The organism is Methanothermobacter tenebrarum, assembly GCF_003264935.1.
GTDB classification, from domain to species: Archaea; Methanobacteriota; Methanobacteria; order Methanobacteriales; family DSM-23052; genus Methanothermobacter_A; species Methanothermobacter_A tenebrarum_A.
In genome coordinates this window covers 62164-88162 of record NZ_QLOE01000006.1, presented here as the reverse complement: position 1 = coordinate 88162, position 25999 = coordinate 62164, and the positions used below count along the sequence as shown (strand labels likewise).

The following is a 25999-nucleotide window of genomic DNA, read 5'->3' as shown; positions in this document are numbered from 1 at the left end:
TTACAATGATCGAAGAGGCACTAAGGTCACTAAGGAAAGGTGAAATAGTACTAGTTTTTGACGCTGCAAACAGGGAAAGAGAAACAGATATGATATTAGCTGCGGAGTTCGTAACACCCGAACATATAAAAATACTCAGAAACGATGCAGGAGGCCTAATATGCGCCCCCGTATCAGCAGAAAACGCGGAAAAACTTGGGATACCATTCATGACTGATATAATGCAGGTTGCAAGCAAAAAATATAAAGTGCTTAAAAGATTATCACCCCATGACATACCCTATGATGAAAAATCAGCATTTTCCATTACAATAAACCACAGAAAAACATTTACAGGGATAACAGATAACGACAGGGCGTTGACAATACGGGAACTCGCACTATTATGTAAAAATGGTCAGCATGAAAGATTTGGAGAATTTTTCAGGTCCCCAGGTCATGTGACATTGTTAAGAGCCGCCCCAGGTCATGTTATCAACAGAAAAGGGCATACTGAAATGAGCATAGCCCTAATGGAGATGGCTGGGTTGACGAAGGTTGCTGTCTGTTGTGAAATGATGGATAACAAAAGTGGTAATTCATTAAGTACTAGGGATGCTCAGTTGTATGCCGAGGAACATGATCTAATCTTCCTAGATGGTTCACAAGTTATTAAAGCATATGAAGAGATGATAGCTTCAATGGGGGAATTATAAACTGTGTTTAAATTTCCCCTCCAAAACTTTTATTGGAATATACCCTCTAAATGAAGGTTTACGAGCTACTGAGCATATCTTTGAAAGGTTGATATTTTCTTCGATTGTTTTTAGGGCTGTGAGAGAAAAATCTTCGAGTTTGATTTCTATTTCTGGGGTTCCCCCTCTCTCACTAATATCGACTTTTGGGAGCTTATATATGAAATCACAGTCTAACGTGTGTTTTATGAAATCTGAGGCTTTCAGAAATATCCTATCATCGTAAACTCTGTTGAGGATAACTCCCCCTATTTCAATTCCTAGTTTTTTCATTAATTTTCCATGTGCCACTATATCAAGTGCTGCTGATTCTATACCACCTTTACTACAATTGGAAACTAATATTACTGGTATGTCGGCGGCGAATGCTATCTCGGCAGATGAGTATGGAGTCTTCTCATTTAGCATACCTGTTACGCTACTCATAACACCCTCTATAATAACAATATCATAGGTTGAATCCTTTAATTTCTTTAGAACATGTTCAAGCGGCATCCAGCCAAGTTTGGCTATTCTTATAGAGGAATATTCTTCCATTTTCTCTTTTATAAGGTAAAGTGCAGGTACTATATCCCTTACATCAGGTCCGACCTTTAATACCCCGACTTTGAATCCTCTTTTGCGGAGCGCCCCCGCAATACCCGTGGTTATAAATGTTTTACCTGAACCAGACCCTGTACTTGCTATCATTATCATAAGGGGACAGCCAGGCTCTCTTTTCTTATCTGGGACTTTGATATTCGTGTCAATGGCCAATTCAGATTTTATCTTTTTGATGAGTAGACTGTTAAGTTTTAGTATCTTTTTTTTATCTGTCTCATTTGCATCTAAAAATTTTAGGATGTTTTCAACTAGTCTTGGGTTGTAATCAAGGCAACCATGGATTAGAGTACCTACTATATTCCCTTCATCGTTACAAACCCCTGAGAGGATCTCCTGGGGGTTATCCTTATAATCGCTCCTTTTTATTTTTGAGTAGAATATGGGCTTTGCATCTCCTTTTATCGCCCCATAGGTGTGGCAATGAAATCCTATTATGTTAGTTCCGACAAGCCCCTTTGTCATGAATGATTCGCCAACAACAGAAGCTTCAACCCTATCATTATTTATCATAGGCTCAAAATTAACATTTAGAAGGCCTAAACCCTCCCTCTTGATAGGATAGGGGGATCTTCGACCTATATTAGTTTTTTCTCCAAGTACTTGGAATCCTGAGCATATACCTATTATGAAACCGTCTTTTGAGATTTTTTTGACTTCACGGGCAAAATCGGAACTTATCGAACCAGATTCTATTATGCTGCCTCCAGGAATTATCAGACCATCCAGTACCTTGTGGGCTGGTTCGCCTTTGACTAGGCCATTTTCTTTGACGATGTCGGTGGGTAGGTTGCCGAAATCTTCAAATGCTGGTACTGAGCCTTTCAAATATGCTAGTCCTATCCTCATCATCCTCGTCCTTTAAGTATCGATTCTATTTCTATCATGGCCTTCATGATTTTCCAATCTTCTAATGGTTTGGCCTGTAATTGTAAACCTACAGGGATCCCCTTAACTTTACCTATTTTCATGCTAGCAGCTGGTATACCCGCCAAGTTCGCTATAACGGTTAAAATGTCATAGGAGTACATTTCCATTGGTGTGATGGATGTTCCAATCTTGTGCGGTAGTTTAGGGACTGTAGGCCCTATTATGACATCCACATTTTTGAGAACTTTTTCTATTTCTTTTCTTATAAGGGAGCGTGCTTGGAGGGCTCGCCTATAATATTTACCAGAGAATTCTTTCCGGCTTATATATGATCCGATTTGTATCCTCCTTAGAACTTCTTCTCCGCAGACATCCTCGATTTTATAACCATATTTCCTCCCATCGTATTTTCTCGTTGCAGAAAAAAACTCCACATAATTTATAAGATAATAGGTTGGCAGGCAAAGGTCAATATACTTAAATGGGAGTTCAACCACGTTATAGCCTTCTTCTTTAATCGAGTTGATGGTATCTTCTACTATATCAACTATTGGATCGTCTGTAACCTCATGGAATTCTTTCACAACCCCAAATGTTAAATCTGATCTCTCTTCATCAAATAATCTGGTGAAAGATGTCCCATTGGATTCTATTGTTGTAGGATCCTTGGGGTCGTAGCCATTTATAACATCAAGTAACAAGCCTATACCATATAGGTCATTTGCTAATGGTCCTATTTGGTCGAAGCTCATGGCAAGGTCAAGGAGGCCCTGTCGGGATACGAGACCGTAAGTTGGTTTGAATCCGTAAACGCCGCAGTGTGATGCGGGATTTCTTATAGATCCTCCAGTGTCTGATCCTAAGGTTAAGTCGCACATTTGAGCCGCTACTGCAGCTGCGCTACCCCCACTTGAACCCCCAGGTATCCTGCCTTCTGCTGCAGGATTGTCTGTCACTCCAAAATAAGATGTTTCAGTGGAGCTTCCAGCTGCAAATTCGTCCATGTTGGTCATCCCGATTATTATACCATCTTCTCTTTTTATCCTTTCTATGACGGTGGCATCATAACTTCCACGGTAATTTTCAAGGGTCTTAGAAGCTGCCGAGACCATGAAATCTTTAACATTAATGTTGCTTTTCACACCAATCACTAACCCGGCCAATCTACCAAGTTTTTCACCCTTTGATACTCTTGAATCGATCTCAGCCGCCTTCTTAATAGCATACTCCTTGTTTACTTCTATGAAAGCGTTTATCCTAGGATTTTTTTCTTCTATGACCTCTAGGAAATTTTTAACATTTTCTTCTGCTGTTAGTTCATGGTCTTTGATTGATTCAACTTTACTAGCGATATCCATTGATAACACCCTTTATTAAAGTGATAAATTATACACATATAAGATTTTATCCACATATGCTGGTTATGGTGAGCAGATGAAAAAAACTCTACTATTAAAAAAGAGTGACATCAAGGATCTTGTAGACATGGATGATATCCTATTAGTTGTTGAAGAAGCATTCAAGGAGTATGCTCTTAGTAGGGTCCAAATGCCTCCAAAAAGTTATCTATTCTTTAAAATGGGCGATCTTAGGATTATGCCATCCTACCTAGAAGTTCCTGGAGTGGCCGGGGTGAAATGTGTTAACTCCCATCCAAAAAATCCCAAGGAATATTCACTACCTACTGTAATGGCCATTATAGAATTAGTTGACCCAGCGGATGGTTTTCCACTTACGATAATGGACGGTACTTGGGTTACGGATATGAGAACCGGAGCCGCTGGTGGAATATCAGTAAAATATCTTGCAAGACCAGACTCGAAAAAACTTGGGATAATAGGAGCTGGTAGGCAAGCATACACCCAGCTTATGGCCATTAAAAGCGTATTGGATATTGAGGAGGTTAGCGTATACTGTCGCACGCCATCGTCCAGGGAAGAATTCGCAAAGAAAACATCTAAAAAGTATGGTATAGATGTTATACCTGCAAGGACTGCCGAGGAAGCTGTTAAGGACAAGGATATTATAGTCACGGCAACCCCTTCAACCAAACCCATTATAAAATCTGAGTGGACGCCTCCAGGAGTGCATATATGCGCAATCGGGGCCGACGCCCCTGGCAAACAGGAATTGGATCCTGAGATCCTTATAAGGGGGCGGGTTTTCGTGGATTCATGGGAACAAGCTTCCCATAGTGGTGAGATAAATGTACCCCTCAAAGAGGGTCTACTATCAAAGGATGATATAGAAGGTACTCTAGGCCAGGTTATAATAGGTGAAATCCCAGGGAGGATCAAAGGCGATGAGATAACAATATTTGATTCAACAGGTCTATCGATACAGGATATGGCAACAGCAGCGCTAATATATGAGAGAGCTTCAAAGAAGGAAAGGGGAGTTGAAATAAGCTTCATGGAATGAAATGCCTTGTACAAGGTGGATTCTCAATATTTTTGAGTCGGGGGGTTTACCTTTTAAATTTCTGTTGTTTAGTGGCTCCAGTATTTATACAAGGTCCATGAGCGTTTGGGTTATTTTCTAATTCAATTTTGAACTCTTTTTTATGTTGGGAACATTCTCAAAGAGAAGTATTTGAGTTTTCCCGGTTTTCATTCCTTTTATAGGTGGGGTCTTTTAGCCGAAAAAAATAAAGTATATCAGAATATAATAATTGATGATATGCTGGAAGGGGATGTTTTTAATGGAATCTTATATTAGTAGTCTTTTAATTCGTATGGATCATGTTTGTGAGAGGATGAAGATTCTCAGCAGGACAAGGACGCTTAAAAAGGAGGACATGGAGAGGATAGATTACCACTTGACTCAGATCATGAGAATACTTAATGAGTGCGCCTAGTGTGATCGGATGATAGAGGTTCTACTTTTCGTCGCGACCTCCTTTATGATCGGACTTTCAGGTGCCATGGCTCCAGGGCCTCTTTTAACGGTGACGATTTCTGATTCCCTTAAAAAAGGGTCTAAGGCGGGCCCTTTATTAGTATTAGGCCATGTTATAGGGGAAGTTTTGCTCATTCTACTTATACTAGAGGGTTTGGGTTGGTTGATAACTTCTTCTTTGGCTTCTGCTTGGGTGGGTTTGATCGGTGGGGCTGTTATGATATTCTTGGGTTTGAATATGATACGGGATACGAGCTCTGGGATGGAATCTGATGGATTTAAGGATTTTGGCTTGGTATCTAAAGGTCTTGTGACTAGTGTTTCAAATCCGTATTTTTTTATATGGTGGGGTACGATAGGCGCTGCATTGATGCTTAAGGGTATGGAATTGGCGAAATTGACTGGATTGGCAGCTTTTCTCATTGGACATTGGTCTTCGGATTTTGCATGGTATGGTATTGTATCATTCTTTTCTGCTAGGGGTAAACCGATATTAAAGAGTAGTTACAGGTTTATAATATCGGCTTGTGGTGTTTTTCTCATTGTAGTTGGATTATATTTTATTCTTACATCTTCAATAACCCGCTTAATAGCATAATGTTTTTTTTATAAAAAACGAGAAATAAGTTTGATGAAAAAAGCTATTGTATTTGATAATTCAGGGACTCTCACTGAAAGGTATAGGGCGATCAAAAGGATTAAAACAGGTAAAATCTGTGATTTTATCAGTTCACTAGATCTGGTCGAGTATAAAAAGAACAGGGCTCTTGTAGTCCTCCAGACAGACCCTGCAGCTTGTATAATTAATGCCAGGCCAAACCAGACCATATATGATTTCATAACACGAAATAATATAGATTTGGGTATAAGCTACTCCAATATTGATATAAGCAAGGATGAAATCCTAGATATATTAAAGGATGACAATAGTAAAGTCAAAGATATACAGGATACCATAAGAGCTGTTTTAGATAGAGGATATGATATTGAGATATGTAGCGGTTCAGGGTTCATACTCAACATAGAAAAAAGAATGGTTGAATTTACCATAACAGCTGGTGGTAGATTATTCCCAGAAGTCTTAGATGTCATATCAGAGCTTAAAAAGAGGGATATGGATATTTATGTTGCTTCTGGTGACAGGAAAGGGGCTTTGGAGAAGCTTGCAATCACAATCAATATACCAACTTCAAATGTTTTTGCTACAGTAGATGCAAAAGGGAAAGCTCTTGTCATAAGAAGGCTTAAGAAAAAGTATGACAAGGTCATGATGGTTGGGGATGGCCTTAACGACATCTTAGCACTTAAAGAAGCGGATATTGGGGTTCTAACTTTACAACAGAGTAATAATGTTCATGAGAAGCTTTTAAAAGCTGCTGATATCATCATATATAATATAAGAGAAATTTTAGACATAAAATTTTGATGGGTAGGATAGTCTTATAATTTTTCTATTAACTTTTTTATCCTTGATTTGCTTTTCAGGACATTCTCGTAATTGTTGAGTTCTATTATACCCTTTTTCACGTTTTTGAGTAGTTTTAGGTTAAGGTTGCCTTCACCAACTGGCAAATGTTCATCCTTTTTACCATTATTATCGTTTATATGATAATATGCTATATTTTCAATTTTGAAGAAATTTTCAAGGTCTCCAGTTGTATTGGCATGTCCTATGTCCACCGTAGCAGAGCACTCACAAGCTTTGATGAATTCTTCATGTTCACGTGGATTGTTGCAAAGGTAGGAATAGCGGCCTGGCATGTTTTCGATGGAAAGTTTAACTCCAAGATCTTCTGCATAAATGGAGCAATCCTTTAGCGTTTCTTTCGCGAATTCAAGCGCCATGTTCCTTATTCTCTCTTCTTTTCTATGTATGAGTCCTGGGTGTGTTGTTATGGTGGTTGCACCAATATTATAGGCTAATTCTATTGTTTCCATTGTCTGTTTTTTGGTTTCCTCTCTGATACCTTGGTTTATGCTGGCAGGGTTAAGGTCAATTGTGGGTGCATGTAGGAATAATTCAACGTCATAGGATTCTAGAGATTCTATGAATGACTTATTTTCTAGTAATCTTCTGGGCCAATATGGGCCTTCGCAGAGTATTTCAATGAGTTGGAAACCGTCTTTTGATGCTATTTTTAACATTTCTTCAAGTGATTTCATGAATAATGCCAGTGTAGAAAAGCCGAGTTTCATGCTAGATCCCTCTTTTTATTTTTTCCTTTTGTGATGGATAAAACTTATATATATCAAAATTTGATATATCACAAAACTTATATAATGAGTGTGGGGCCACCATGAAAGATCACAACAATCACATAATAAAAAGTTTCATGCGAGGATTCGGTAAGACGATGATCTTACTCTTAATAAATAAGGAAAGAACCCACGGATACGAGATAATGAAAAAACTCCACAAATTCTATTCGATAAAGGGCATGTCCCATAAGATAAAACCGCCGGGTCCGAGTATAATCTATCCAATACTTCACGATCTCGAAGAAAGAGGACTTATAAAAGGAGAATGGGAGTTAAAAGGTGGAAGAAGGATTAAATATTACAAGATAACACCCCAAGGTGAAGAAACAGTCAAAAAAATCAAACATATACTTAGAAATCACATTATGAGGACTTGGGAAGAGTTCTGGGAAGACATACCCCAAAAGAGAAGGTGAAAAAATGAAATATGCCATAGAAACATTCGATCTAACTAAAAAGTATGGAGACTTCACCGCAGTCGACAGCCTAAACATGAAAATAAAAAACAAGACAATATTCGGATTCTTAGGCCCTAACGGAGCCGGTAAGACAACCACGATAAAAATGCTCACATGTCTCATACCACCCACAAGTGGCACGGCCAAAGTCGCAGGATATGACATAATAAAAGAACCAGACAATGTAAGACAGAAAATAGGAATGGTACCACAACTTGTAAGCTTGTACAAGGATCTTACAGTAAGAGAAAACATAGAATTATGCGCCGATTTTTATGGGATGCCACCGGAACTGAAAGAAGAAAGAATCAATGAACTCATGGAAATGGTCGACATAAAATACGCAGAAAATAAACTCGTAAGACACTTATCAGGAGGACAACAACAAAAAGTCTCCCTCGTAGCCAGCCTAATACACCAACCAGAAATCCTATTCTTGGATGAGCCAACCATTGGATTAGACCCAACAACCAAAAGAGTACTATGGGATCTTATAAGCGAATTAAACGACGAAGGACACACTATAATACTCTGCTCACACGACATGTACGAAGTAGAACTACTATGCGACCACGTAGGCATAATAAACCAAGGCGTACTAGCAGCTTTTGACACTCCCCAAGCACTCAAAGATGCCGTGATCAAAGAAAAGGAATCAAAAGTGGCCAAAATATTAAAAAAGATAAAAGAAGAAAGTGAAAAGGACGAAATTGTTGAAAGAGAAGGTAGAGAAATAAGCGTATTCATAGTTAACCTCACAGATGAAATTATTGAGGAAATAGAGAAACTGCCAATAGTCATGAAAATTAAGAAGCATCATCGCAATCGTATAACGATAAAAATAGATGAAAGATCAGAAAATGGTGTTAATACTGTTATAAGAACCATACTAGACAATGACGGGATTATAAAGTCCATTTCAACAAAAGATCCAAGCTTAGAGGATGTGTTCATAAAAGTAACATCCGAGAAGGTGAAATAAAATGGAAACAAAAAAGATCATGTGGATGATCAAAAAAGACCTCTTGGAATTATGGAGGCACAAACCACGTTTAATAGCCATAATATTATTCCCAATAATTGCCATAGTTTTCTTCGGTTATGGGATGGGAGGATCCCTTGAAAATATTCCTATAGTTATAGTTGAACAAAGCCATGGCCAAGTAACCAACCAGACAGTCGCGGCTATAAAAAATATGAGCCTATATGATGTCAAAGAAGTGACATCAGATCCTGAACAAGCCAAGGAGATGGTGAATTCAGGCACGGTTAAAGCCGCTATTATACTACCACCTGATTATGACAACCTGGAAAGTAGACAGGCCCCAACAGTCGTTTTATATGTTGATTCATCGGATCAGCTCGCAACTCAAGCAATTGTACCAGCAACACAAACATTATTCGCAAGAATTTCAGGAGAAATCGGAGTCCAGAAAATGCAAGTAGAAAGCCAAACAGGCCCCATAATACAAAATGGGAGTTCCAAAACGCTTCAAAGCATCATTAACGCCATTAACTTTGAAGTTGATAAAGTATATGGGGATGTGAAATATATGGATTTCCTAATCCCTGGTATACTAGCAATGACAGTAATGTTCGCATGTATGGGTGGTATGGGACGCTCGATCGCTGGTGAAAGGGAAACAGGGGAACTCGCAAGACTTTTCATGACACCAACAAGCATAGCGACAGTAGTTGGCGGCAAAATCATCTCCAAATTAATAACAGAAACAGGAAGAGCTCTGATATTACTCATAGTCGCCATAGTACTTTTCGGTGTAACAATAAAAGGAAGCATGCTCTTAACTCTCCTTTTACTCGTATTAACCGCCCTATGTTTTGTAGGCTTCGGTATAATGATCTCTGCACGGGCAGAAACTCAAGAAGATTACATGCAAATGATAATGCCATTCCAATTGCCAATGATGTTCGTATCAGGAGTCTTCTACCCAATAGAAACCATGCCGTGGTTTTTCCAGAAACTAGCATATGTATTCCCATTAACCTATGCGAATAATGCCTTAAGGGCTGTAATACTAAGAGGAGCTGGTATCACTGAAATTTGGTCAGATATCATAATATTAATCATATTCACTCTCATATTCTTCACATTAGGTGTTATAAGATTTAATAGAGACATATGAGGTGATATCATGAAAAGCAAGAAAATAATCATAGGATTCCTAATAACATGTGTTATTCTCGGTCCTGTGTCCGCTGTTGACTGGCCCATGTTCCATGGCAACCCAGAACATACAGGTTTCTTAGAGGAGCCTAGTGATTTCGCCCCCCACCCATGGACAACGAAGATAGGACCAGTTAATGCTTCACTAGCGATATTCAACAAGATAGCATATATAGGATCCTTAGATGGTAAGATATATGCAATAAATCTTGAAGATGGTATAATCCTTTGGGATTATAAAACAGGAGCCAGTATAGTGTCCTCACCAGCGGTGAAAAATAACACTTTATTTGTAGGCTCAAAGGACGGGCACGTTTATGCTATAGATATAGAAACTGGTAAACTGAAATGGAAATTTAAAACAGGCAATTCTATAGAATCTTCCCCAGCGGTTTCAAATGACACTGTCTATATTGGATCGGACGATTGCCGTGTTTATGCCATAGACATGGAAACCGGTTCAAAAAAATGGGATATCTACCTTGGCGATTCTATAAAATCCTCACCTTTACTTGTAAATGACACATTGTACGTTGCAGCTACAAATGGGAGATTATATGCGATCGGAACAGAAAAAGGGACAGAAATATGGAATTACACTACAGGAGACGCTATTTATTCAACTCCTGCATTCTATAATGGGACCATTTATGTCGCATCAAATGACGGCTACCTTTATGCTTTTAATGCTACTGATGGGACGATGGAGTGGAAATACAACCTCGGCAATAAAGTGTATTCATCTCCTACCATAGATGAAAGAGACAACAGCCTATTTATAGGGGCTGATAATGGAAACTTCACATGCCTTGACACCAGGGATGGACGATTAAAATGGTCATACCAAGCCGGAGGTCCTATAAAATCTACAGCAGCCCTTTTTGACGATTATGTGACCTTCGGTTCAGATGATGGCACGCTATATGTCTTGAATAAATATAGTGGAAAAGAAGAATGGAAATATTCACCCGGCTATTATCTGTTTAATTCCCCAATAAGATCCTCCCCAGTAGTCTATGGGAAGACAATATACTTTGCATCGGAAAACGGCTACTTATATTCTCTTGATAATGAAAAAAGGGAAGGTCCAACCCCAATATTCGCATATTACACCATTGGGATATTCATAATCATAATTGGAGTGATAATATGTATAAGAATATTGAGTAGATAGTCTATAAAGTCCTCTAAGGGTGAACATGGTCGGGGATTTGAAAAAAATGTAAAGTGGGATGGATAATCCCCGACACTCCCTAAAAAACTGCAAAATTTTCTATTTTCTTAACTGGATTTCAATTGCTGAAACGTTCGTAGCTGTTCCTTCGTTACCAATGATTTCCTCTGTGGAAATATCAATGTTGGCAACTTCAATGTCCGGTATGAAACGGTTTTTCACAATCTCGGCGACGTCAACAGCCCGGCTTATAGCTCTACCTCGGGCTTTTAATATCACCTCATCAGCTCCGCCGTTCATTTGGGTTACAACGGCCAACACATAGTTCATGACGGGTTTGTTTCCAATGTATACAACATTTTCCTCTGACATCACTTAACCTCCAATAGAATGTCTTAAACTCATTCCAGTCCATGGACTCTCTTTTCTGGTTATCCGCTGCTTCTGGAACATGTACGGATAACCCTCCCAGCCTCCTATGTTTCATTGGCTGGATTTCAGGGGTGTGAAATACCCCCACATTCCTCAAGTCCCATTTGAAAGATGTTTCCATTCGGGGCTTGTCTTCTCCCCCACATATCGGAAACTGTCACATTCATTAGTTATTATGATTAAAGGTTTTTAAAGTTTTCGAAAATGAGTGTGTATGGAATGTGTTTAAACATTTCCTTTGCCTTTACCTAAGATAGTCATTATGGTATGTAGAATTCTTCACAAGCTCAAAGGGGTAATTTTGTTTATAATATTCTTTTGTCAAGACTATTAGAAAGTTGCTTATATTGTAAATTGGGAAGCTAGCCGCTTAAGTTGGTTTAAAAATTACTTTTAATTAGATTAAGTATTTTTTGTGAAATGGTGAGCGCTCCTTGGAAGCCCAATGTTAATTCTTTTCCGTGCATTACATCTAAAACTGGGATTTTAAAGTTATAAGAAAAATAGGATTCTCCCAAGCCTCCTAATATTATGTTGGGTTTTTCTTTTTCTATAAACTTTTCAATTTCTCTAAGTTCTGGTTCAATGAGTATCTTCGGTTTTGCATCTCCAATAGCCCATTGAAGTTCTTTCAATGTATATTCTCCGATCAAGTCTATTGATATTAGTATGGGTGTCATTCCAAGTTCTCTGACAAAGGAAGTTAAAGCTATGGCTCTTGTGGGTCCTGCGATTATAGCGGCCTTGTAACCATTGAGTTCTTGGTGGAAATAATCAATAGATGGTTTTAATTTATCATATTCCCTTTGGAGAGGGTAATCTAATTTGAAATGGTCTATGAGTGTTTTGAAAAAATTTAATGAATTTGAAAATCCCATGGGAAATGGATAATAAATGAATGGCATTTCAAATTCTTCTTTGAGTATTTTGCAGGGTATGATGCCTGAAATGTCACAAAAAGAATAATTTAAGTGGGCCAAGGGGATGTTTCTTATATCTTCTAACTTGCTTCCGCTTGTAAGCACACAGTTTATATTTACACCCATCCTCTTGAGGGTTTTTTTAAGTTTTAAAAGGTCAGGACCTCCTCTGAAAACGCCTATAAGGTTTATTGAGGGTTTCTCGGCCTTTTCATTGGTTTGGTTGGGAATTGTGATATCCTTTATAAGTGTCTCTAGTACCTCCTCGTATCCTCCACTTTGATCCGATTCAAAACCCCCTGCACTTATAGTTATGATATCAGCGTTTATCTCATCTTTTAGTTCCCTTGCAACTTTTTGAATATCTTCTCCGATTATACTTGTTGAGCAGGATGTTAAAATGGGGATTAAGTCTGGTTTGTATGTTCTGTCCACGGCTATGATTGTTTCTTCCAGTTTATTTTCCGCCCCGAAGACTATATCTTCCTGTGATAGTTCAGTGGAACATATTCGTATTTTTGAACCGCTTCTCACGCTTAGAAGATATCTTATGTGATATGCACAGCCTCTTGGACCATGTATGACTGGTATTGTATTCTTTATGCCTATAAGAGCCCTTATAGCCCCAAAAAGTTTGCATGTGGACATTGGTTCCATCTGGGCCCACCTGTCATTTTAGGGTGAGTATTTTGTTTATGGCGTTGAGAACTGCTTCTACACTAGCCATTACAATATCTTCTCTTGTTGACCTTCCTGTTGCTTTATTGCCTTCTTTGTCACTCATCACCACAAAAACTTCTGCGAGTGCGTTCGTGCCTCCTGTTATGGCCTCTATATTATATTCTTCCAATTCTATATCGGCAGTTTCACTCACCAGACTGTGGATAGCATTTATGGCCGCGTCAACTGGTCCTACTCCTGTTTTTGCCGCTGTTTTGACCTTGTCCTTGATTCTGAGCTTTACTGTTGCTGTTGGCATCACACTTTCTCCTGTCATCACCGCTATACCTTCTAGTTTTACTATTTCTTCAGGTGCGCGTCCTAGGATTGTGATGGCCATTGCTTTAAGGTCTGCGTCTGTCACCCGTTTACCCTTATCGCCAAGCTCTTTCACTTGTTCGTAGAGTATTCGAAGCTGTTCATCACCCATTTCTATTCCATATTCTTCTAGCTTTGATTTTATGGCCTTTGTACCTGTATGTTTGCCCAGAACTATCCTTCTTTTATGTCCCACCATTTCTGGTTTGATCGGCTCGTATGTTTCGGCTTTTTCTTTCACGCCATGTACGTGGATTCCTGCTTCATGGGCGAATGCGTTTTCACCTATAATAGCTTTATTGGGTGGCATTTTAACTCCTGTGATCTTCGAGACGAATTCTGAAATGTCAACGAGCTTTTTTGTCTCGATATCCACTGGGATTCCATAGTGTATGATTAGGGCCATGACAACCTCTTCTAGGGCTGCGTTGCCTGCTCTTTCTCCTAGTCCATTAACGGTGACATGTACTTGGGTTGCACCTGCTTCTACTGCTGCAAGTGAATTTGCAACTGCTAGTCCGAAATCGTCGTGGCAGTGTACACTTAATGGTACTTTGAGGTTTTCATTTAGTTTCCTTATAAGGTGTTCCATGGCGCGTGGTATCATGACGCCCACAGTATCTGGGACATTTATAATGTGAGCTCCAGCATCTTCCACAGCCTTGTAGATTTTGAGCAGGTAATCAAATTCTGTTCTTGTAGCGTCTTCGGCTGAAAATTCTACTTTGACTCCATGGTCTCTTGCGTATTCAACTGCGAATATTGCTTTTTGGAGGATTTCCTCCTTATCCATTTTGAGTTTGTATTTTCTATGGATGGGTGATGTGCCAATGAATGTGTGGATGTAGTCCACGTCACAGGCTAGTGCCTCGTCAAGATCCTTTTTTAATACTCTTGCCAAGCCACAGATGTTTGCGTTTAGTGAAAGTGATGCGATACTTTTCACGGCATCTTTTTCACCTGGAGAAGAGGCTGGAAAACCGGCTTCTATTATGTTAACTCCCAGCTGGTCTAATTTCTTGGCTATTCCAATTTTCTCATCTACTGTAAGGGCTACTCCAGGTGTTTGTTCACCATCTCTTAGGGTTGTATCAAATATTCTAACTTTTCCTGGGAGTTTCATCTCATTTTTCACTTCCTCTATGTACTTTACTTCCTCTATGGACATGGCAATTCCTCAAAAAGGAGCTGGATTATAATATGGGAGGATTATTGATTATATTATTTTCTTATCATGTTTATAAACTTTCCTCTCTTATAATTGATAGATTATGTTGCCATGCATAAACTTAGGAAATTTCTAAGTCCAGGGGCTAGGCCCAGGATGAATATACTAATTTTTAAAGTGTTTTTCACGTATTTATCTTCAAAACCTTCAATAAGATATAGCACAGTTAATATTATTAATATTTTTAATGGGAACATTACAAAGGCTGTGTTGGTAATGTTCGTAAGGAAGGTTGGCAGTACATGCTGTTCCCAGTAACCATAGAAATCAACAGCAACAAAGGTTGTGGAAGCATCAAATAAATGGGCTGATAAAACAGACAAATTGGCCTTATCATTCAGAAGATCCCATCGCAACCCCAAGATCGTGAAAATACTTGTGAAAGCCGCCCATATAGCTAATATACTTAAGAAAGGTATGAGATTAAATGGTTTTAGGTATAGTATGTTTGGGATTGAAAGTATGAGCCCAGTCAAGAATATTATATGTTTATAATTCCATCCAAATTTTTCCTCGAGTTTAACAGATGCCAATAGGGTTACTATCGCTGTTAAACCTACTATAATATAAATTCCTGGTGTGACAAGAAAAAGTGTAAGTGGATAAATACCATTATCGACCAAGGCTCTCGCCCCAGATCCTAAAAATATGAAAGGGATGATTGGTAAAAAAAGTTCCCTAGGATCTTTTTTAATCCACCTAAACATCCTTATTATGATTAATACCACTAGGCCGAGAACTAGACCAAATACTATCGTGTTAAATAGGGTATAACCTGGATGGAGGTAGAAAAAATTTTCTTGTAAAAATTTTATAATAGGATCTAGAATGTTTTTGTAGGCTAACATTTTTATATTCTTTTAATTTTTTTGTTAATTACTTCTTTTAATATGAGGTGTAGAGGTGTTCTACTCCCCATGGGCTTGGTTCTTCCTTTTATTATAGCTGTGAGTATGTCATCTATATTTGGCTCGGAATCTATTTGTGTGAAGCAACTTCCAATGGCCGCTGTAAAATGGGCGTCACTTGAACCTATCATTGGAAGGTTTCTTTCCTTTGCGAGTCTTCTAGCCCTCCAATTTGAATAACCGAAAATGTAACGGGAGTTCAAAGTTTCTATAGCATCAACCTTTAAATCTTGGACATTCACAAAGAGACCTTCTCTGTATCTTACAAAGGGGTGAGGGACTATGACAACAGCACCTTGTTCATGTACCCTATCAACAGCTTCTTGGGGTGTAACACCCTTCTTTATTTCCTCCTGGATCCCAAGAGCTAGAATATGGCCCTTAGATGTGGTTATTTCCATGGCAGGCACTACTAGGATGTCTTTGAAACTTTTTGCTTCTTTTTCAGCAACCCTTGACCCTTGCATAGTATCATGGTCTGCGATTGCTATCGCATCAAGGCCTACCCATCTTGCCCTTTTGATTATCTGTCTAGGTGTTCCCTTCGCATCACCGGAATATATGCTATGGATATGTGGGTCAAGTATCATGGATGTTCTCCCCGATGGTATATTACACTGTTTATGAGGCCAACTGGTCCTGTCATCATCACATCCCCTGCGGGGGTGGCATGATATACTGGAAGATTTGTCTTGTCAAGTAATCTGCGTTGTGGTCCTGTTACTACCACCTTTTCGAATGTTTCTATGGCATTGACTATATGTGCTCCATGGCCTCCATCTCCATGGATTTGGGAGTGTGTGAGGGTTCCGTTTACTAATTTTTTGATGATTTTTTCGATTTTATAAGGGTTTAACATTTTTGTGTGGTGTTCCATGAGTCCCATGATTTTGCCGTTTTTGATAGTTGCTGCTAGTGTGTGGCCGTTGCCAACATCTAGTACTACAAGTTTTTCATGTTCTATAATTTTTTGGTCTTGGAGTGCGCCTGTTATTGCTGCGAATTTTGAGTCCATGAGTAATGGATTGTATTTTTTTAGGCTTTTTTTGATTGAGTTCATCCTTGTGAAGTATTTAGGGATTTTATTTGGGTATGCGAATTCTTCAGGTGGTGTGGGTTTTTTGAGTTTTTCTTTTATTTTATGGAATCTGAAGTCTCTGTCTCCCATTTTTTCTGAGTGTCCGTGGTCTTGGACTGCAATTGCGAGGTGGTCAAATTTTAGTTTGATGTTTAGGTTTGATAGGGCTGCTTTTAGTGCTTTTATGTTGATGTCTGCGAGTTTGATAGTTTTCCAGTTTTGGGGGTTTTCTTTTGATATTTTTATACCTATATTTTTTACTTTTTGGAGGTTGTCTTTTATTGTCCTTGCCGCTTCTGGTGTCATTGTTATTTTGTATCCCTTTTGTAGGTGTTCTTTGATTGCGAATGTTATTGGCCCGCCACCCATTGTGTTTCCTGTTAGGAATAGGTTTTGTTTGGTTTTTCTTATCTTGTTGGCGAGGATTTTTGTTGGGGATGGTAGTACCATTTTGATTGAGTTTTCGATATTATGTTTTGAATTGTATAACATTATGTCTTGTGTTCCTACCCCTACATCGATTGCAAGTATTTTCATGGGAGACTATTATGGTGTTATGTGTTAAAAAATCTACTAAATGTATATTATTGTACAACAAAGCTTTAAATAGTACCTTATAGATAATTTGGTATCATGCCAATCTATGAAAGGTGATCAAATGAACAAGATAATATTAAATGAAAAAGAATTACCAAAAAAATGGTATAACATAAACCCAGACCTACCAGCACCATTACCACAACCAAAAAACCCCGAAGAAAAAGACAACATAAGTAAATTACCCCAAATGTTCTCAAGCGGTGTACTAGAACAAGAAATGTCCATGGAAAGGTGGATAAAAATCCCAAAAGAAATTAGAAAAATTTACAAGAGAATAGGAAGGCCAACACCACTATTCAGGGCCAAGGGCCTCGAAGAAATGCTAGATACACCTGCCAAGATATACTATAAAAGAGAAGATTACTCACCAACAGGAAGCCACAAGCTCAACACAGCAATAGCACAAGCATACTATGCGAAAAAAGACGGCGCAGAAAGACTTACAACAGAAACAGGAGCAGGACAATGGGGGAGTGCATTATCACTCGCATGTTCACTAATGGGCCTAGAATGCAAAGTATACATGGTAAGAGTATCATACAACCAAAAACCCTACAGAAAAACCATAATGCAAATTTATGGAGCTGAAATTGTACCATCACCAAGCACAGACACAGAATTCGGACGTAAGATATTGAAAGAAAACCCAGAACACCCAGGATCCCTTGGTATAGCAATATCTGAGGCCATAGAAGAAGCGCTACAAAATGAAAAAGCATACTACTCACTCGGAAGTGTACTAAACCATGTATTATTACACCAGACTGTCATAGGACTTGAACTAAAAAAACAACTTGAAATCGCAGAAGAAACACCAGACATCATAATTGGATGTGTGGGTGGAGGAAGTAATTTCGGCGGGACGGTACTACCTTTTGTAAAAGATAAAATAGATGGAAAGCTCGACTGTGAATTCATAGCAGCAGAACCCATAGCTTGTCCAACACTCACCCAAGGAGAGTACCGATACGATTACGGTGACACAGCAGGAATGACACCACTACTTAAAATGTACACACTAGGACATGACTTTATACCCCCCTCAGTACACGCCGGCGGCCTACGATACCATGGAATGGCACCACAAATTGCACTACTAGTAAAGGAAAACATAGTGAAAGCACGAGCCGTTAGCCAAAAATCAGTATTTGAAAGTGGTGTGACATTCGCAAAAGCAGAGGGCGTCATACCAGCGCCAGAAACATGCCACGCGATAAAAGTAGCAATTGACGAAGCCAAAAAGTGTAAAAAAACTGGCGAAGAAAAAACAATAATAATCAACTTTTCAGGGCACGGATTATTAGACCTCCAAGGATACGAAGACTACCTTACGGGCACCCTACCAGAAAACAACAAATAACCACTTTAAATTTTTCAAAAAAACCGCACTTAATATTCCCCCAATTAAACTACTTTTTATATTTTATTTACCAAAATATTAAATCAAGGATAAGATATTCACTGATATATTCATTGTTTAGCATACTAACCCTTGAATCTGAAAATTATATGAAGTCTCCACACCAAGCAAAAATAATATCACAAATGAAAAAATCATATATAAATTAACAAATCTTGGAGGATTCGAATGTATAGAATTGGTGAAGCGCTTATAGGAAAAGGCAACGAAGTCGCCCATATAGATCTTATAATAGGAGATAAGGAAGGTATTGTAGGCTCGGCCTTCGCAACTGGACTTACAAATATTTCAATCGGCCACACGCCCTTGCTTTCTGTTATAAGACCCAATCTAATGACAAAACCTGCAACATTAATGATACCAAAGGTGACCATTGGATGTTTGGAAGATGCCAATAAAGTATTCGGGCCTGCCCAGACAGCTGTTGCAAGAGCTGTTGCAGATGCCGTCGAAGAGGGGATAATACCAAAGGAGAAGGTCGAAGACTTGGTCATAATTGTGAGTGTTTTCATCCATCCTGAGGCGGAAGATTACCAGAAGATCTACCATTATAATTATGGGGCGACAAAACTGGCAATAAGAAGGGCCATGGAAGGATATCCATCAATTGAAAAGATCCTTTCTGAAAAAGATAGGGGTGTGCATCCAGTCATGGGTTTCAAGCCTATAAGATTATGGAATCCGCCATATTTACAGGTTGCTTTAGATCTTGAAAGTATTGGAGAAATGGAAAGGGTAGTGGATGTTCTACCACCACGTGAAAGGATATTGCTCGAGGCGGGCACGCCACTTGTCAAAAAATTTGGTGTGGGGATTGTGAACAAGATAAGAGAATTGAGAAAGGATGCATTTATAATAGCAGATCTTAAAACTTTAGATGTGGGTAGAATGGAAGTTAAGATGGCGGCTGATGAAACAGCAGATGCAGTTGCCATATCAGGACTTGCAACAAAAGCAACAATTGAGAAAGCTGTCCATGAAGCGCGAAAACAGGGTGTATATTCTATTCTTGATATGATGAATGTTGAAAATGTCCCAGAAAAACTTGAAGAACTTAGATACAAACCTGAAATTGTACTTTTACATAAGAATATTGATGTTGGAGCAGCAGAAGTTTCAGAATGGGGCAACATCCCGGAGATAAAGAAGATCATAGGTGAAAGAGGATTAGTAGCTGTGGCTGGTGGGATAACACCATCCAAGACTAGAAGAGCCCTTGAAAGCGGTGCTGACATAATAGTTGTTGGAAGATATATAACTGGATCTAAAGATCCAAGAAGAGCAGCAGAAGATTTCTTAAAGGAATTACCACCGGACCCTGACACAATGAGATTACCACATGAGGAAGACGAACCAATTTAAACATTTTTTATTATCATCTAAGGATTTTAACTTATAAGTTAAAAGTTATAATTTATAAGTTATCAGTGGATTTAAAGGCACCCCCCAAATAACAAAAAATAATTATCCAACATACCGAAACTATTAAAAATATTAAAAGAATATGGCTGTTTTATAAAACGATTTGAGTCCAGGTGAAATAATGGATATAATCGGCATATGTGGAAGCCCCCGCAAACAAGCCACAGAATACGTGCTGAAAAAGGCGCTTAACACACTAGAAGATGAAGGATATGAAACAGAATTTTTCACTGTCAGAGGAAAAGACCTGAACCCTTGTAAACATTGCGATTATTGCCTAAAGAAAAAAGAGTGCATAAACAAAGATGATATGTACACCCTTTATGATCTTCTTCCAAGGGCAAAAGGCATATTAATGGCGACACCAGTTTACAATGGTGGGCTAAGCGCTCAGACAAAAATTATAATAGACAGATGCCGAGCACTCAACATGAAAGATTATGATATTCTACGTGGGAAAATCGGGATGGCAATTGCCGTGGGCGGTGACAGATCCGGAGGACAAGAACTTGCAATCCAACAAATACACACCTTCTATATAGCCAATGGCGTGATACCAGTAAGCGGAGGATCCTTCGGGGCAAACCTTGGCGCATGTTTCTGGTCAAAAGACACATTAGAGGGGGTTAAAAAAGACAAAGAAGGATTCAGAAGCCTCCATAAAACCCTTAAAATGTTCATGAGATTCTTGGAAAAAGGGTGAATAATATTTTATAAAGGCCAAGGATCCTTTATTTTTTCTCGGGTGATTTAATGAGCCGGACAAATAGCACATCAAAACTAGTGAAGGGTAGCTTCCTTATAATGATCAGCAGCCTCCTTTTCAGGGTTGGAGGATATATATACCGAGTATTCATGACTAGATTACTCGGACCCGAAGGTTATGGTCTTCTCGGCTTAACATTCCCCCTACAAGGAATATTCCAAATACTTTCAGCTGGCGGTCTGCCACCAGCCATCGCAAAATATATCGCACAACACAAGGCACTTAACGAGGATCAGATGGCAACACAAGTCCTCCACACTTCTCTGAAGCTGATGATCATCCTTGGTCTCAGTTTTTCTATTATAATATTCTTCTTGGCACCTTGGCTTGCAAATGATGTTTTCCATAAACCCCTTTCACTTTATCCTATACAGGCTGTTTCACTTATCACACCATTCAGTGTTATTGTAGGTGCATTTAGGGGCGCCTTCCAAGGCATTTATAAAATGGAATATGTTGTTGTGACACGGGCTATTGAACAAATATTCATGATAATATTTGCAGTCTTATTTGTAATGATTGGCTTTTATGCGGCTGGGGCTGTTATAGGTACAGGTTTCGGTTTTATAGCATCTGCCGTTTCTGCACTTATAATCTATAAAAAGTTACTTAAAGATTATCTGCCCCCAGTTGAACCTGAAAACAAATTAAACTTTCGAGAAGAGCTAGGATTAATGAAAGTCCTTTTAAGTTTTTCCATCCCAGTAATTATAACAGCCTTATCTGAAATGGCCATCTATGATATAAGCGTTTTTGCCATAGGTATATTCCTAGCAACCAAAGCGGTTGGTTATTATACCGCCGCAGATCCAATCGCAAGATTACCTCTCATAATCTCCCTTTCAGTTGCTACAGCTGTTTTACCAGCTGCTTCAGAAGCTTCGGCGCTTAAAGACAAGAGTTTGCTTGAAATTTATGTCGTACAATCTTATAGACTTGTTATGTTATTTGTTCTACCATTATGTGTAGGTATCGCAATATTTTCAAAACCTATACTCGAACTCCTCTTTGGGAGTGCTTTCATTTATGGTGCCGGTGCACTTACAATACTTGTAATTGGCATGACATTCTACACACTCTTCGCAGTATCTGCAAGTATCACCCAAGGAATAGGCTACCCTCGTCTTCCAATGTACATATTATTGATAGGTACCCCTATAAATCTAATACTTAACATTGTCATGGTGCCAGTTTACGGCATTGAAGGGGGTGCTCTTGCAACAACCATAGCAACATTCATTATAATGTTACTGTCGTTATGGAAAACGTTCCAAATCACCAATGTGAGACTACCATACTCCGCATTTTGGAGGATAACACTAGCATCCATTATAACAGCCATTCCGCTCATCATGATACCTAATACAATAACAGGACTTATAATCGCGCTTATAATATCATCCCCAATATATGTAGTGGCATTATTAATCGTGAAAGGTTTCGAAAAAAGGGATATACGTCTGATGAAACGTTTCAGTTCAAAAATGGGGCCTTTAAAGAGGCCGATCAACAAATTAATCGACCTTATCGATAAATACACTCCCAGATAATCGCAAGGATAACATGTCAAAAGAAAACTACAAATTAAAAATAAAAGGAAAAAACATCTGGCTCGATAATAAAAGGTTTAGATTACTCCAATCGATAAATGAATATAATTCGATAAGAAAGGCCTCTGAAAAATCGGGGATCCCCTACAGGACAGCGCTCCTATATATAAAAAGGATGGAAAATACACTTGGAGAAAAAATTGTTTCAACAAGAAGGGGTGGAGCTGGTGGAGGGGGAAGCAGTCAACTCACAAAAACAGGTAAAAATATAATACAGGAATACCTTAAAATGCTAGCCTTACTTAGAAAACAAAGCACATTTAACGAACTTAAAGGGATCATCAAGGATATAAATCTAGACGATAAAATTATAGAAATCAAAGTGGGGAGAAACATTATAAAAGCCCCATTAAAAGAAAAATTCGAAAAAGGTGAAACTGTAATCCTATTAATACACCCAGAAGACATATTACTCATGGACAAAAAATATAAAATAAGCGCAAGAAACCTCCTAAAAACTGAGATTAAATCCATCAAAACTGGAAATAATATCCTGAAGGTCAAATTAAAAATGGATAATATAGAGTTAACAAGTTATATAACAAGAGAGGCGCGGGATGCTATGAAACTAGAAATTGGCAAGGAAATCTTCGCAGGATTTAAGGCAACAGCCATAGAAGTCATAAAACCGTAAAAGGCAATTATATGAAGATAATCATAGATCATGAAAAATGTACAGGTTGCGGGGAATGTAAGGAATCATGCCCCAAGGGCGGTAAAATATGGACGATAGATCGGAAAAAGAAAATAGCGATCCCATCCAATCTCGAATATTGCCATCTTTGCATTATCTGCGCAAGCAGATGCCCCGAAGAGGCTATAAGAATAATAAGGGATGATAATTATGAGAAAAGCCCAAAAATCGAGGAAAACCCATGAAACCGAGGTTAAAGTGGACATAAATTTAGATGGTGAAGGAAATTATATCATTGACACAGGACTCAAATTCCTCGACCATATGCTAGAATCTTTCACCATGCACGGACTATTCGATCTTGAAATAAAAGTAAAGGGGGACTTAGAAGTCGATGATCACCACACCATCGAAGATGTTAGCATAACATTGGGCAAAGCCTTCAAAAAAGCCCTATCAGATAAAAAGGGTATAAAGAGAATGGCCCATGCAATAGTACCGATGGATGAATCACTCGCAATGGTGGCAGTGGACCTTGGAGGAAGGGCATATTCAGTCCTTGACATGGAATTTAAGAGAGACAAAGTTGGTGATATTTCAACAGAAAACATTCCACATTTCATGGAATCATTCGCAAAAAATGCTGAAATTAACATACATGCAAAGGTCAATGGAAAAAATGACCACCACAAGATAGAAGCTCTTTTCAAGGCACTTGCAATCGCGCTAAGAAGTGCTGTGAAAATCGAACATCAAAAAATACCAAGTACAAAAGGTGACTTATAATTTTAACAGATTATGATTGTATCATTAAGTGCACCTTACAGATAAGACGGGATAATAAAGGCTCCAAACATTGACAGCTTCTCCTTTAAATTAATCGTCAAAGATTAGAAAAAATGAAGTATTCTTTTAGAACTTTCTCGTTAGTTAATCTTGCAATAAGATTATAAAATAAGAGATTGTAGGAGATTGGACGCTTATAGTCACGCTTGAAATAAAGGATAAAAGATTAAGAAATTAGGGTATCGTAATGTGAAGGTGGTTAAAAAGCGATAATAGTATCAGCATGGAAGTTTTAAAGAAAATAGTTTTAGATAAGATGTTTAATGAGGCGAAGGCAATTGGGATCATTGGTGTTATGAATGTTAAATTGGGATGTCCCTCCAAACTGGTTTTAAAGGGATCGAGGTATTGTAACGGCAATTGGAACTGCTGTAAAGTGGTGCTTAGTCTTTCTCCCACGATTTTCTATGATCTTTAGAAGGATTAAATTCTACTTTGACATTTTGATGATAGTTTTCCTCTCAATTTTTAAAAAGATTTTGTTGACGCTGATCTGGGATATAATTTAACTTTTTAAGACTTTAAAGATTTTATATGTTCGGCGGCTATAAGTGCCGTTGCGGCAGCGCCTACAATACCCCTTGAAACTCCTGCACCATCTCCCACAGCATATAATCCGCTAATTGGGGTTCTCATATGCTTGTCCACTTTTATTCTCATTGCATAAAGTTTTATTTCAGGAGCATATAAAAGCGTGGAATCTGAGGCCACTCCTGGTATGACTTTATCAAGTGCTTCTAGGCCTTCTATTATATCAAGGACTATCCTGTAGGGTAGGACAAGTGCAATGTCTCCTGGTGTTACATCCTTTAATGTTGGCTTCACGGGACTCCTTTTTAATCTCCTCCAAGTGGATCTTCTCCCCTTTCTAAGATCTCCTAGTCTTTGTATTATTGGTTTGCCTCCGCCGAGTGTGTTAGAAATTTTTGCGATTGAAAGGGCGTACGCAGACGTGTTTTCAACCGGCTCTGTAAGCTCAACTTTGACTAAAAAAGCAAAATTGGTGTTTTCAGATGCTTTTGTGCGCATCGAATGCCCATTAACCCCTTTGAAATCGTCATAGGCTTCCTCGACCACGAAACCTTTGTTGCAGACGCAGAAAGTTCTTACAAAGTCGTCGTAGCTTTTTGTTATAATATGGAATTTTGGATCCCAGTTTATCTTTGTGATATCCTCCATTATGATATTTGGGACTTCAACTCTTACTCCTATATCCACTGGATTGTATTTTATAGGGATTGAAAGTTTTTTCATTTGCTCCGCAAGCCACATGGAACCAGATCTTCCAGGTGCAAGGATCAAAAACCTACATTTTATGATATTCTCCTTCCCATTCTTATCTTCGATTTTGAGCCCCTCTATTTTTCCATTTTTTGTTATGATATCTAATGCCTTTGTTTCTAGGAGAAATTCCACGCCCCTTTTTTCAAGGTCTTCTTTTATGGATTTTATGACCATGGGCGTCTTATCGGATCCTATATGCCTTTGAATGATGGGAATAAAATTTATACCTGCTGCTGCTGATTTTTTCAAAATTTTTTCCACTTCTTTTTCTTTGGGCGAATATAATTCCTCTGGGGCTCCATGTTTGAGGAAGAAACTGTCAACTTCTTCTACAAGCTTCCATGCCTTTTTTGTATCTACAAATTCCTCTAGGTCGCCTCCGATATCTGGTCTTAGGTTTAGTTTTCCATCTGATAATCCGCCAGCTCCTCCGAGGCCGCACATTATGTTACAAGGTGAACATCTTCTACATATACCATCTTTTAGGGCCGGACAATACCGTTTATCCATGTCCCTTCCTTTATCAACCACTAAAACCTTTAAATGATCTGCTAGTTTGTCTGCGGCGATGAGACCTCCAGGACCGGCCCCAACTATTATTACATCAAACACGAAAACACCAAAAAAAGAGGAAA

Annotated in this window: 26 protein-coding genes; 16 read left to right on the top strand and 10 right to left on the bottom strand. The window is 38.6% G+C overall.

From position 1 onward, the window contains the following. The first annotated feature begins 5 nt into the window (after positions 1–5). Positions 6–695, top strand: a complete 690-nt coding sequence (gene ribB, locus DPC56_RS05800; protein WP_112094129.1) for a 3,4-dihydroxy-2-butanone-4-phosphate synthase — start codon at positions 6–8, stop codon at positions 693–695. Here ribB and DPC56_RS05795 read toward each other — a convergent pair. Both DPC56_RS05795 and gatA read right to left on the bottom strand, forming a co-directional pair. Beyond that, the gene (locus DPC56_RS05795) at positions 690–2186 is read right to left on the bottom strand and encodes an AAA family ATPase (protein ID WP_112094128.1); all 1497 of its coding nucleotides are present in this window, start codon (positions 2184–2186) and stop codon (positions 690–692) included. The genes ribB and DPC56_RS05795 overlap by 6 nt on opposite strands. Beyond that, positions 2183–3562, bottom strand: coding sequence for an Asp-tRNA(Asn)/Glu-tRNA(Gln) amidotransferase subunit GatA (gene gatA / locus DPC56_RS05790; protein ID WP_112094127.1), 1380 nt, complete (start codon positions 3560–3562; stop codon positions 2183–2185). Before gatA ends, DPC56_RS05795 begins: the two co-directional genes overlap by 4 nt. 76 nt (positions 3563–3638) lie before the next feature. Between gatA and ala the strand changes: the two genes are divergently transcribed. From ala to DPC56_RS05775, 4 genes are all read left to right on the top strand, one after another. Continuing rightward, positions 3639–4625, top strand: coding sequence for an alanine dehydrogenase (ala, locus tag DPC56_RS05785; protein WP_112094126.1), 987 nt, complete (start codon positions 3639–3641; stop codon positions 4623–4625). Between the two features lie 313 nt (positions 4626–4938). Beyond that, positions 4939–5061: a hypothetical protein gene (locus tag DPC56_RS08470; RefSeq protein ID WP_281267923.1), complete on the top strand. Its 123-nt coding sequence runs from the start codon at positions 4939–4941 to the stop codon at positions 5059–5061. 9 nt (positions 5062–5070) lie between these two features. Beyond that, positions 5071–5700 carry a LysE family transporter gene (locus DPC56_RS05780; protein WP_112094125.1) on the top strand — a complete coding sequence of 210 codons (630 nt, stop codon included), beginning with the start codon at positions 5071–5073 and terminating at the stop codon, positions 5698–5700. Between the two features lie 33 nt (positions 5701–5733). Then, entirely contained in the window at positions 5734–6528 is a 795-nt protein-coding gene (locus tag DPC56_RS05775) for an HAD family hydrolase (protein WP_112094124.1), read from the top strand. A 14-nt stretch (positions 6529–6542) separates the two neighbouring features. On the opposite strand, the gene DPC56_RS05770 is transcribed toward DPC56_RS05775, so the two are convergent. Next, a complete protein-coding gene (locus DPC56_RS05770; protein WP_112094123.1) occupies positions 6543–7298 on the bottom strand; it encodes a sugar phosphate isomerase/epimerase family protein in 756 nt (251 codons plus the stop codon). 101 nt (positions 7299–7399) lie between these two features. Here DPC56_RS05770 and DPC56_RS05765 point away from each other — a divergent pair, with 101 nt between their 5' ends. From DPC56_RS05765 to DPC56_RS05750, 4 genes are read left to right on the top strand one after another with little or no spacing between them, the layout of a single operon-like run. Further along, a complete protein-coding gene (locus tag DPC56_RS05765; protein ID WP_112094122.1) occupies positions 7400–7777 on the top strand; it encodes a PadR family transcriptional regulator in 378 nt (125 codons plus the stop codon). Between the two features lie 4 nt (positions 7778–7781). Continuing rightward, entirely contained in the window at positions 7782–8801 is a 1020-nt protein-coding gene (locus tag DPC56_RS05760; RefSeq protein WP_112094121.1) for an ATP-binding cassette domain-containing protein, read from the top strand. A 1-nt stretch (position 8802) separates the two neighbouring features. Next, positions 8803–9963 (top strand): ABC transporter permease, encoded by a 1161-nt coding sequence (locus tag DPC56_RS05755; RefSeq protein ID WP_112094120.1) that lies wholly within the window; start codon positions 8803–8805, stop codon positions 9961–9963. A gap of 9 nt (positions 9964–9972) precedes the next feature. Further along, entirely contained in the window at positions 9973–11178 is a 1206-nt protein-coding gene (locus tag DPC56_RS05750; RefSeq protein ID WP_112094119.1) for a beta-alanine-activating enzyme beta-propeller domain-containing protein, read from the top strand. A 99-nt stretch (positions 11179–11277) separates the two neighbouring features. On the opposite strand, the gene albA is transcribed toward DPC56_RS05750, so the two are convergent. The 6 genes from albA to DPC56_RS05720 all read right to left on the bottom strand — a co-directional run bounded on the left by albA (position 11278) and on the right by DPC56_RS05720 (position 17319). After that, on the bottom strand, positions 11278–11550 hold the full coding sequence (gene albA / locus DPC56_RS05745) for a DNA-binding protein Alba (RefSeq protein ID WP_112094118.1): 273 nt from the start codon (positions 11548–11550) through the stop codon (positions 11278–11280). Between the two features lie 440 nt (positions 11551–11990). Further along, positions 11991–13187 carry a nitrogenase component 1 gene (locus DPC56_RS05740; protein ID WP_112094117.1) on the bottom strand — a complete coding sequence of 399 codons (1197 nt, stop codon included), beginning with the start codon at positions 13185–13187 and terminating at the stop codon, positions 11991–11993. Between the two features lie 13 nt (positions 13188–13200). Further along, on the bottom strand, positions 13201–14736 hold the full coding sequence (locus DPC56_RS05735) for a 2-isopropylmalate synthase (RefSeq protein WP_112094116.1): 1536 nt from the start codon (positions 14734–14736) through the stop codon (positions 13201–13203). A 101-nt stretch (positions 14737–14837) separates the two neighbouring features. Beyond that, positions 14838–15644 (bottom strand): DUF63 family protein, encoded by an 807-nt coding sequence (locus DPC56_RS05730; protein ID WP_112094115.1) that lies wholly within the window; start codon positions 15642–15644, stop codon positions 14838–14840. A 2-nt stretch (positions 15645–15646) separates the two neighbouring features. Beyond that, a complete protein-coding gene (locus tag DPC56_RS05725; RefSeq protein ID WP_112094114.1) occupies positions 15647–16294 on the bottom strand; it encodes a CehA/McbA family metallohydrolase in 648 nt (215 codons plus the stop codon). Next, the gene (locus DPC56_RS05720) at positions 16291–17319 is read right to left on the bottom strand and encodes a DUF1786 domain-containing protein (protein WP_112094113.1); all 1029 of its coding nucleotides are present in this window, start codon (positions 17317–17319) and stop codon (positions 16291–16293) included. The genes DPC56_RS05725 and DPC56_RS05720 overlap by 4 nt, the downstream gene beginning before the upstream one ends. Before the next feature lie 121 nt (positions 17320–17440). On the opposite strand from DPC56_RS05720, the gene DPC56_RS05715 reads away from it, so the two are divergent. The 7 genes from DPC56_RS05715 (at position 17441) to hisB (ending at position 24020) form a co-directional block, all read left to right on the top strand. Beyond that, positions 17441–18742, top strand: a complete 1302-nt coding sequence (locus tag DPC56_RS05715) for a TrpB-like pyridoxal phosphate-dependent enzyme (protein WP_112094112.1) — start codon at positions 17441–17443, stop codon at positions 18740–18742. Between the two features lie 228 nt (positions 18743–18970). Next, on the top strand, positions 18971–20164 hold the full coding sequence (locus DPC56_RS05710; RefSeq protein WP_112094111.1) for a bifunctional 5,6,7,8-tetrahydromethanopterin hydro-lyase/3-hexulose-6-phosphate synthase: 1194 nt from the start codon (positions 18971–18973) through the stop codon (positions 20162–20164). Positions 20165–20345: 181 nt separating this feature from the next. Next, positions 20346–20927, top strand: a complete 582-nt coding sequence (locus DPC56_RS05705; RefSeq protein WP_112094110.1) for a flavodoxin family protein — start codon at positions 20346–20348, stop codon at positions 20925–20927. Positions 20928–20977: 50 nt separating this feature from the next. Then, the gene (locus tag DPC56_RS05700; protein WP_112094109.1) at positions 20978–22540 is read left to right on the top strand and encodes a flippase; all 1563 of its coding nucleotides are present in this window, start codon (positions 20978–20980) and stop codon (positions 22538–22540) included. Between the two features lie 13 nt (positions 22541–22553). After that, entirely contained in the window at positions 22554–23234 is a 681-nt protein-coding gene (locus tag DPC56_RS05695) for a TOBE domain-containing protein (protein ID WP_112094108.1), read from the top strand. An 11-nt stretch (positions 23235–23245) separates the two neighbouring features. Beyond that, the gene (locus DPC56_RS05690) at positions 23246–23479 is read left to right on the top strand and encodes a 4Fe-4S dicluster domain-containing protein (RefSeq protein WP_112094107.1); all 234 of its coding nucleotides are present in this window, start codon (positions 23246–23248) and stop codon (positions 23477–23479) included. Continuing rightward, the gene (gene hisB / locus DPC56_RS05685) at positions 23442–24020 is read left to right on the top strand and encodes an imidazoleglycerol-phosphate dehydratase HisB (RefSeq protein WP_112094151.1); all 579 of its coding nucleotides are present in this window, start codon (positions 23442–23444) and stop codon (positions 24018–24020) included. Before DPC56_RS05690 ends, hisB begins: the two co-directional genes overlap by 38 nt. Positions 24021–24593: 573 nt before the next feature. On the opposite strand, the gene DPC56_RS05675 is transcribed toward hisB, so the two are convergent. Next, the gene (locus DPC56_RS05675; RefSeq protein ID WP_112094105.1) at positions 24594–25976 is read right to left on the bottom strand and encodes an NAD(P)/FAD-dependent oxidoreductase; all 1383 of its coding nucleotides are present in this window, start codon (positions 25974–25976) and stop codon (positions 24594–24596) included. Positions 25977–25999: the final 23 nt, after the last annotated feature.

Bases quoted from the DNA above. Each gene is read 5' to 3' on its own strand.
- DPC56_RS05725 (WP_112094114.1), bottom strand. From the start codon at position 16,294: ATGATACTTGACCCACATATCCATAGCATATATTCCGGTGATGCGAAG.
- DPC56_RS05715 (WP_112094112.1), top strand. From the start codon at position 17,441: ATGAACAAGATAATATTAAATGAAAAAGAATTACCAAAAAAATGGTAT.
- DPC56_RS05760 (WP_112094121.1), top strand. From the start codon at position 7,782: ATGAAATATGCCATAGAAACATTCGATCTAACTAAAAAGTATGGAGAC.
- DPC56_RS05720 (WP_112094113.1), bottom strand. From the start codon at position 17,319: ATGAAAATACTTGCAATCGATGTAGGGGTAGGAACACAAGACATAATG.
- DPC56_RS05700 (WP_112094109.1), top strand. From the start codon at position 20,978: ATGAGCCGGACAAATAGCACATCAAAACTAGTGAAGGGTAGCTTCCTT.
- DPC56_RS05705 (WP_112094110.1), top strand. From the start codon at position 20,346: ATGGATATAATCGGCATATGTGGAAGCCCCCGCAAACAAGCCACAGAA.
- DPC56_RS05740 (WP_112094117.1), bottom strand. From the start codon at position 13,187: ATGGAACCAATGTCCACATGCAAACTTTTTGGGGCTATAAGGGCTCTT.
- DPC56_RS05690 (WP_112094107.1), top strand. From the start codon at position 23,246: ATGAAGATAATCATAGATCATGAAAAATGTACAGGTTGCGGGGAATGT.
- DPC56_RS05755 (WP_112094120.1), top strand. From the start codon at position 8,803: ATGGAAACAAAAAAGATCATGTGGATGATCAAAAAAGACCTCTTGGAA.
- DPC56_RS08470 (WP_281267923.1), top strand. From the start codon at position 4,939: ATGGATCATGTTTGTGAGAGGATGAAGATTCTCAGCAGGACAAGGACG.
- DPC56_RS05695 (WP_112094108.1), top strand. From the start codon at position 22,554: ATGTCAAAAGAAAACTACAAATTAAAAATAAAAGGAAAAAACATCTGG.
- DPC56_RS05795 (WP_112094128.1), bottom strand. From the start codon at position 2,186: ATGATGAGGATAGGACTAGCATATTTGAAAGGCTCAGTACCAGCATTT.
- DPC56_RS05735 (WP_112094116.1), bottom strand. From the start codon at position 14,736: ATGTCCATAGAGGAAGTAAAGTACATAGAGGAAGTGAAAAATGAGATG.
- ribB (WP_112094129.1), top strand. From the start codon at position 6: ATGATCGAAGAGGCACTAAGGTCACTAAGGAAAGGTGAAATAGTACTA.
- DPC56_RS05710 (WP_112094111.1), top strand. From the start codon at position 18,971: ATGTATAGAATTGGTGAAGCGCTTATAGGAAAAGGCAACGAAGTCGCC.
- DPC56_RS05780 (WP_112094125.1), top strand. From the start codon at position 5,071: ATGATAGAGGTTCTACTTTTCGTCGCGACCTCCTTTATGATCGGACTT.
- gatA (WP_112094127.1), bottom strand. From the start codon at position 3,562: ATGGATATCGCTAGTAAAGTTGAATCAATCAAAGACCATGAACTAACA.
- DPC56_RS05730 (WP_112094115.1), bottom strand. From the start codon at position 15,644: ATGTTAGCCTACAAAAACATTCTAGATCCTATTATAAAATTTTTACAA.
- DPC56_RS05750 (WP_112094119.1), top strand. From the start codon at position 9,973: ATGAAAAGCAAGAAAATAATCATAGGATTCCTAATAACATGTGTTATT.
- DPC56_RS05770 (WP_112094123.1), bottom strand. From the start codon at position 7,298: ATGAAACTCGGCTTTTCTACACTGGCATTATTCATGAAATCACTTGAA.
- albA (WP_112094118.1), bottom strand. From the start codon at position 11,550: ATGTCAGAGGAAAATGTTGTATACATTGGAAACAAACCCGTCATGAAC.
- ala (WP_112094126.1), top strand. From the start codon at position 3,639: ATGAAAAAAACTCTACTATTAAAAAAGAGTGACATCAAGGATCTTGTA.
- DPC56_RS05765 (WP_112094122.1), top strand. From the start codon at position 7,400: ATGAAAGATCACAACAATCACATAATAAAAAGTTTCATGCGAGGATTC.
- DPC56_RS05775 (WP_112094124.1), top strand. From the start codon at position 5,734: ATGAAAAAAGCTATTGTATTTGATAATTCAGGGACTCTCACTGAAAGG.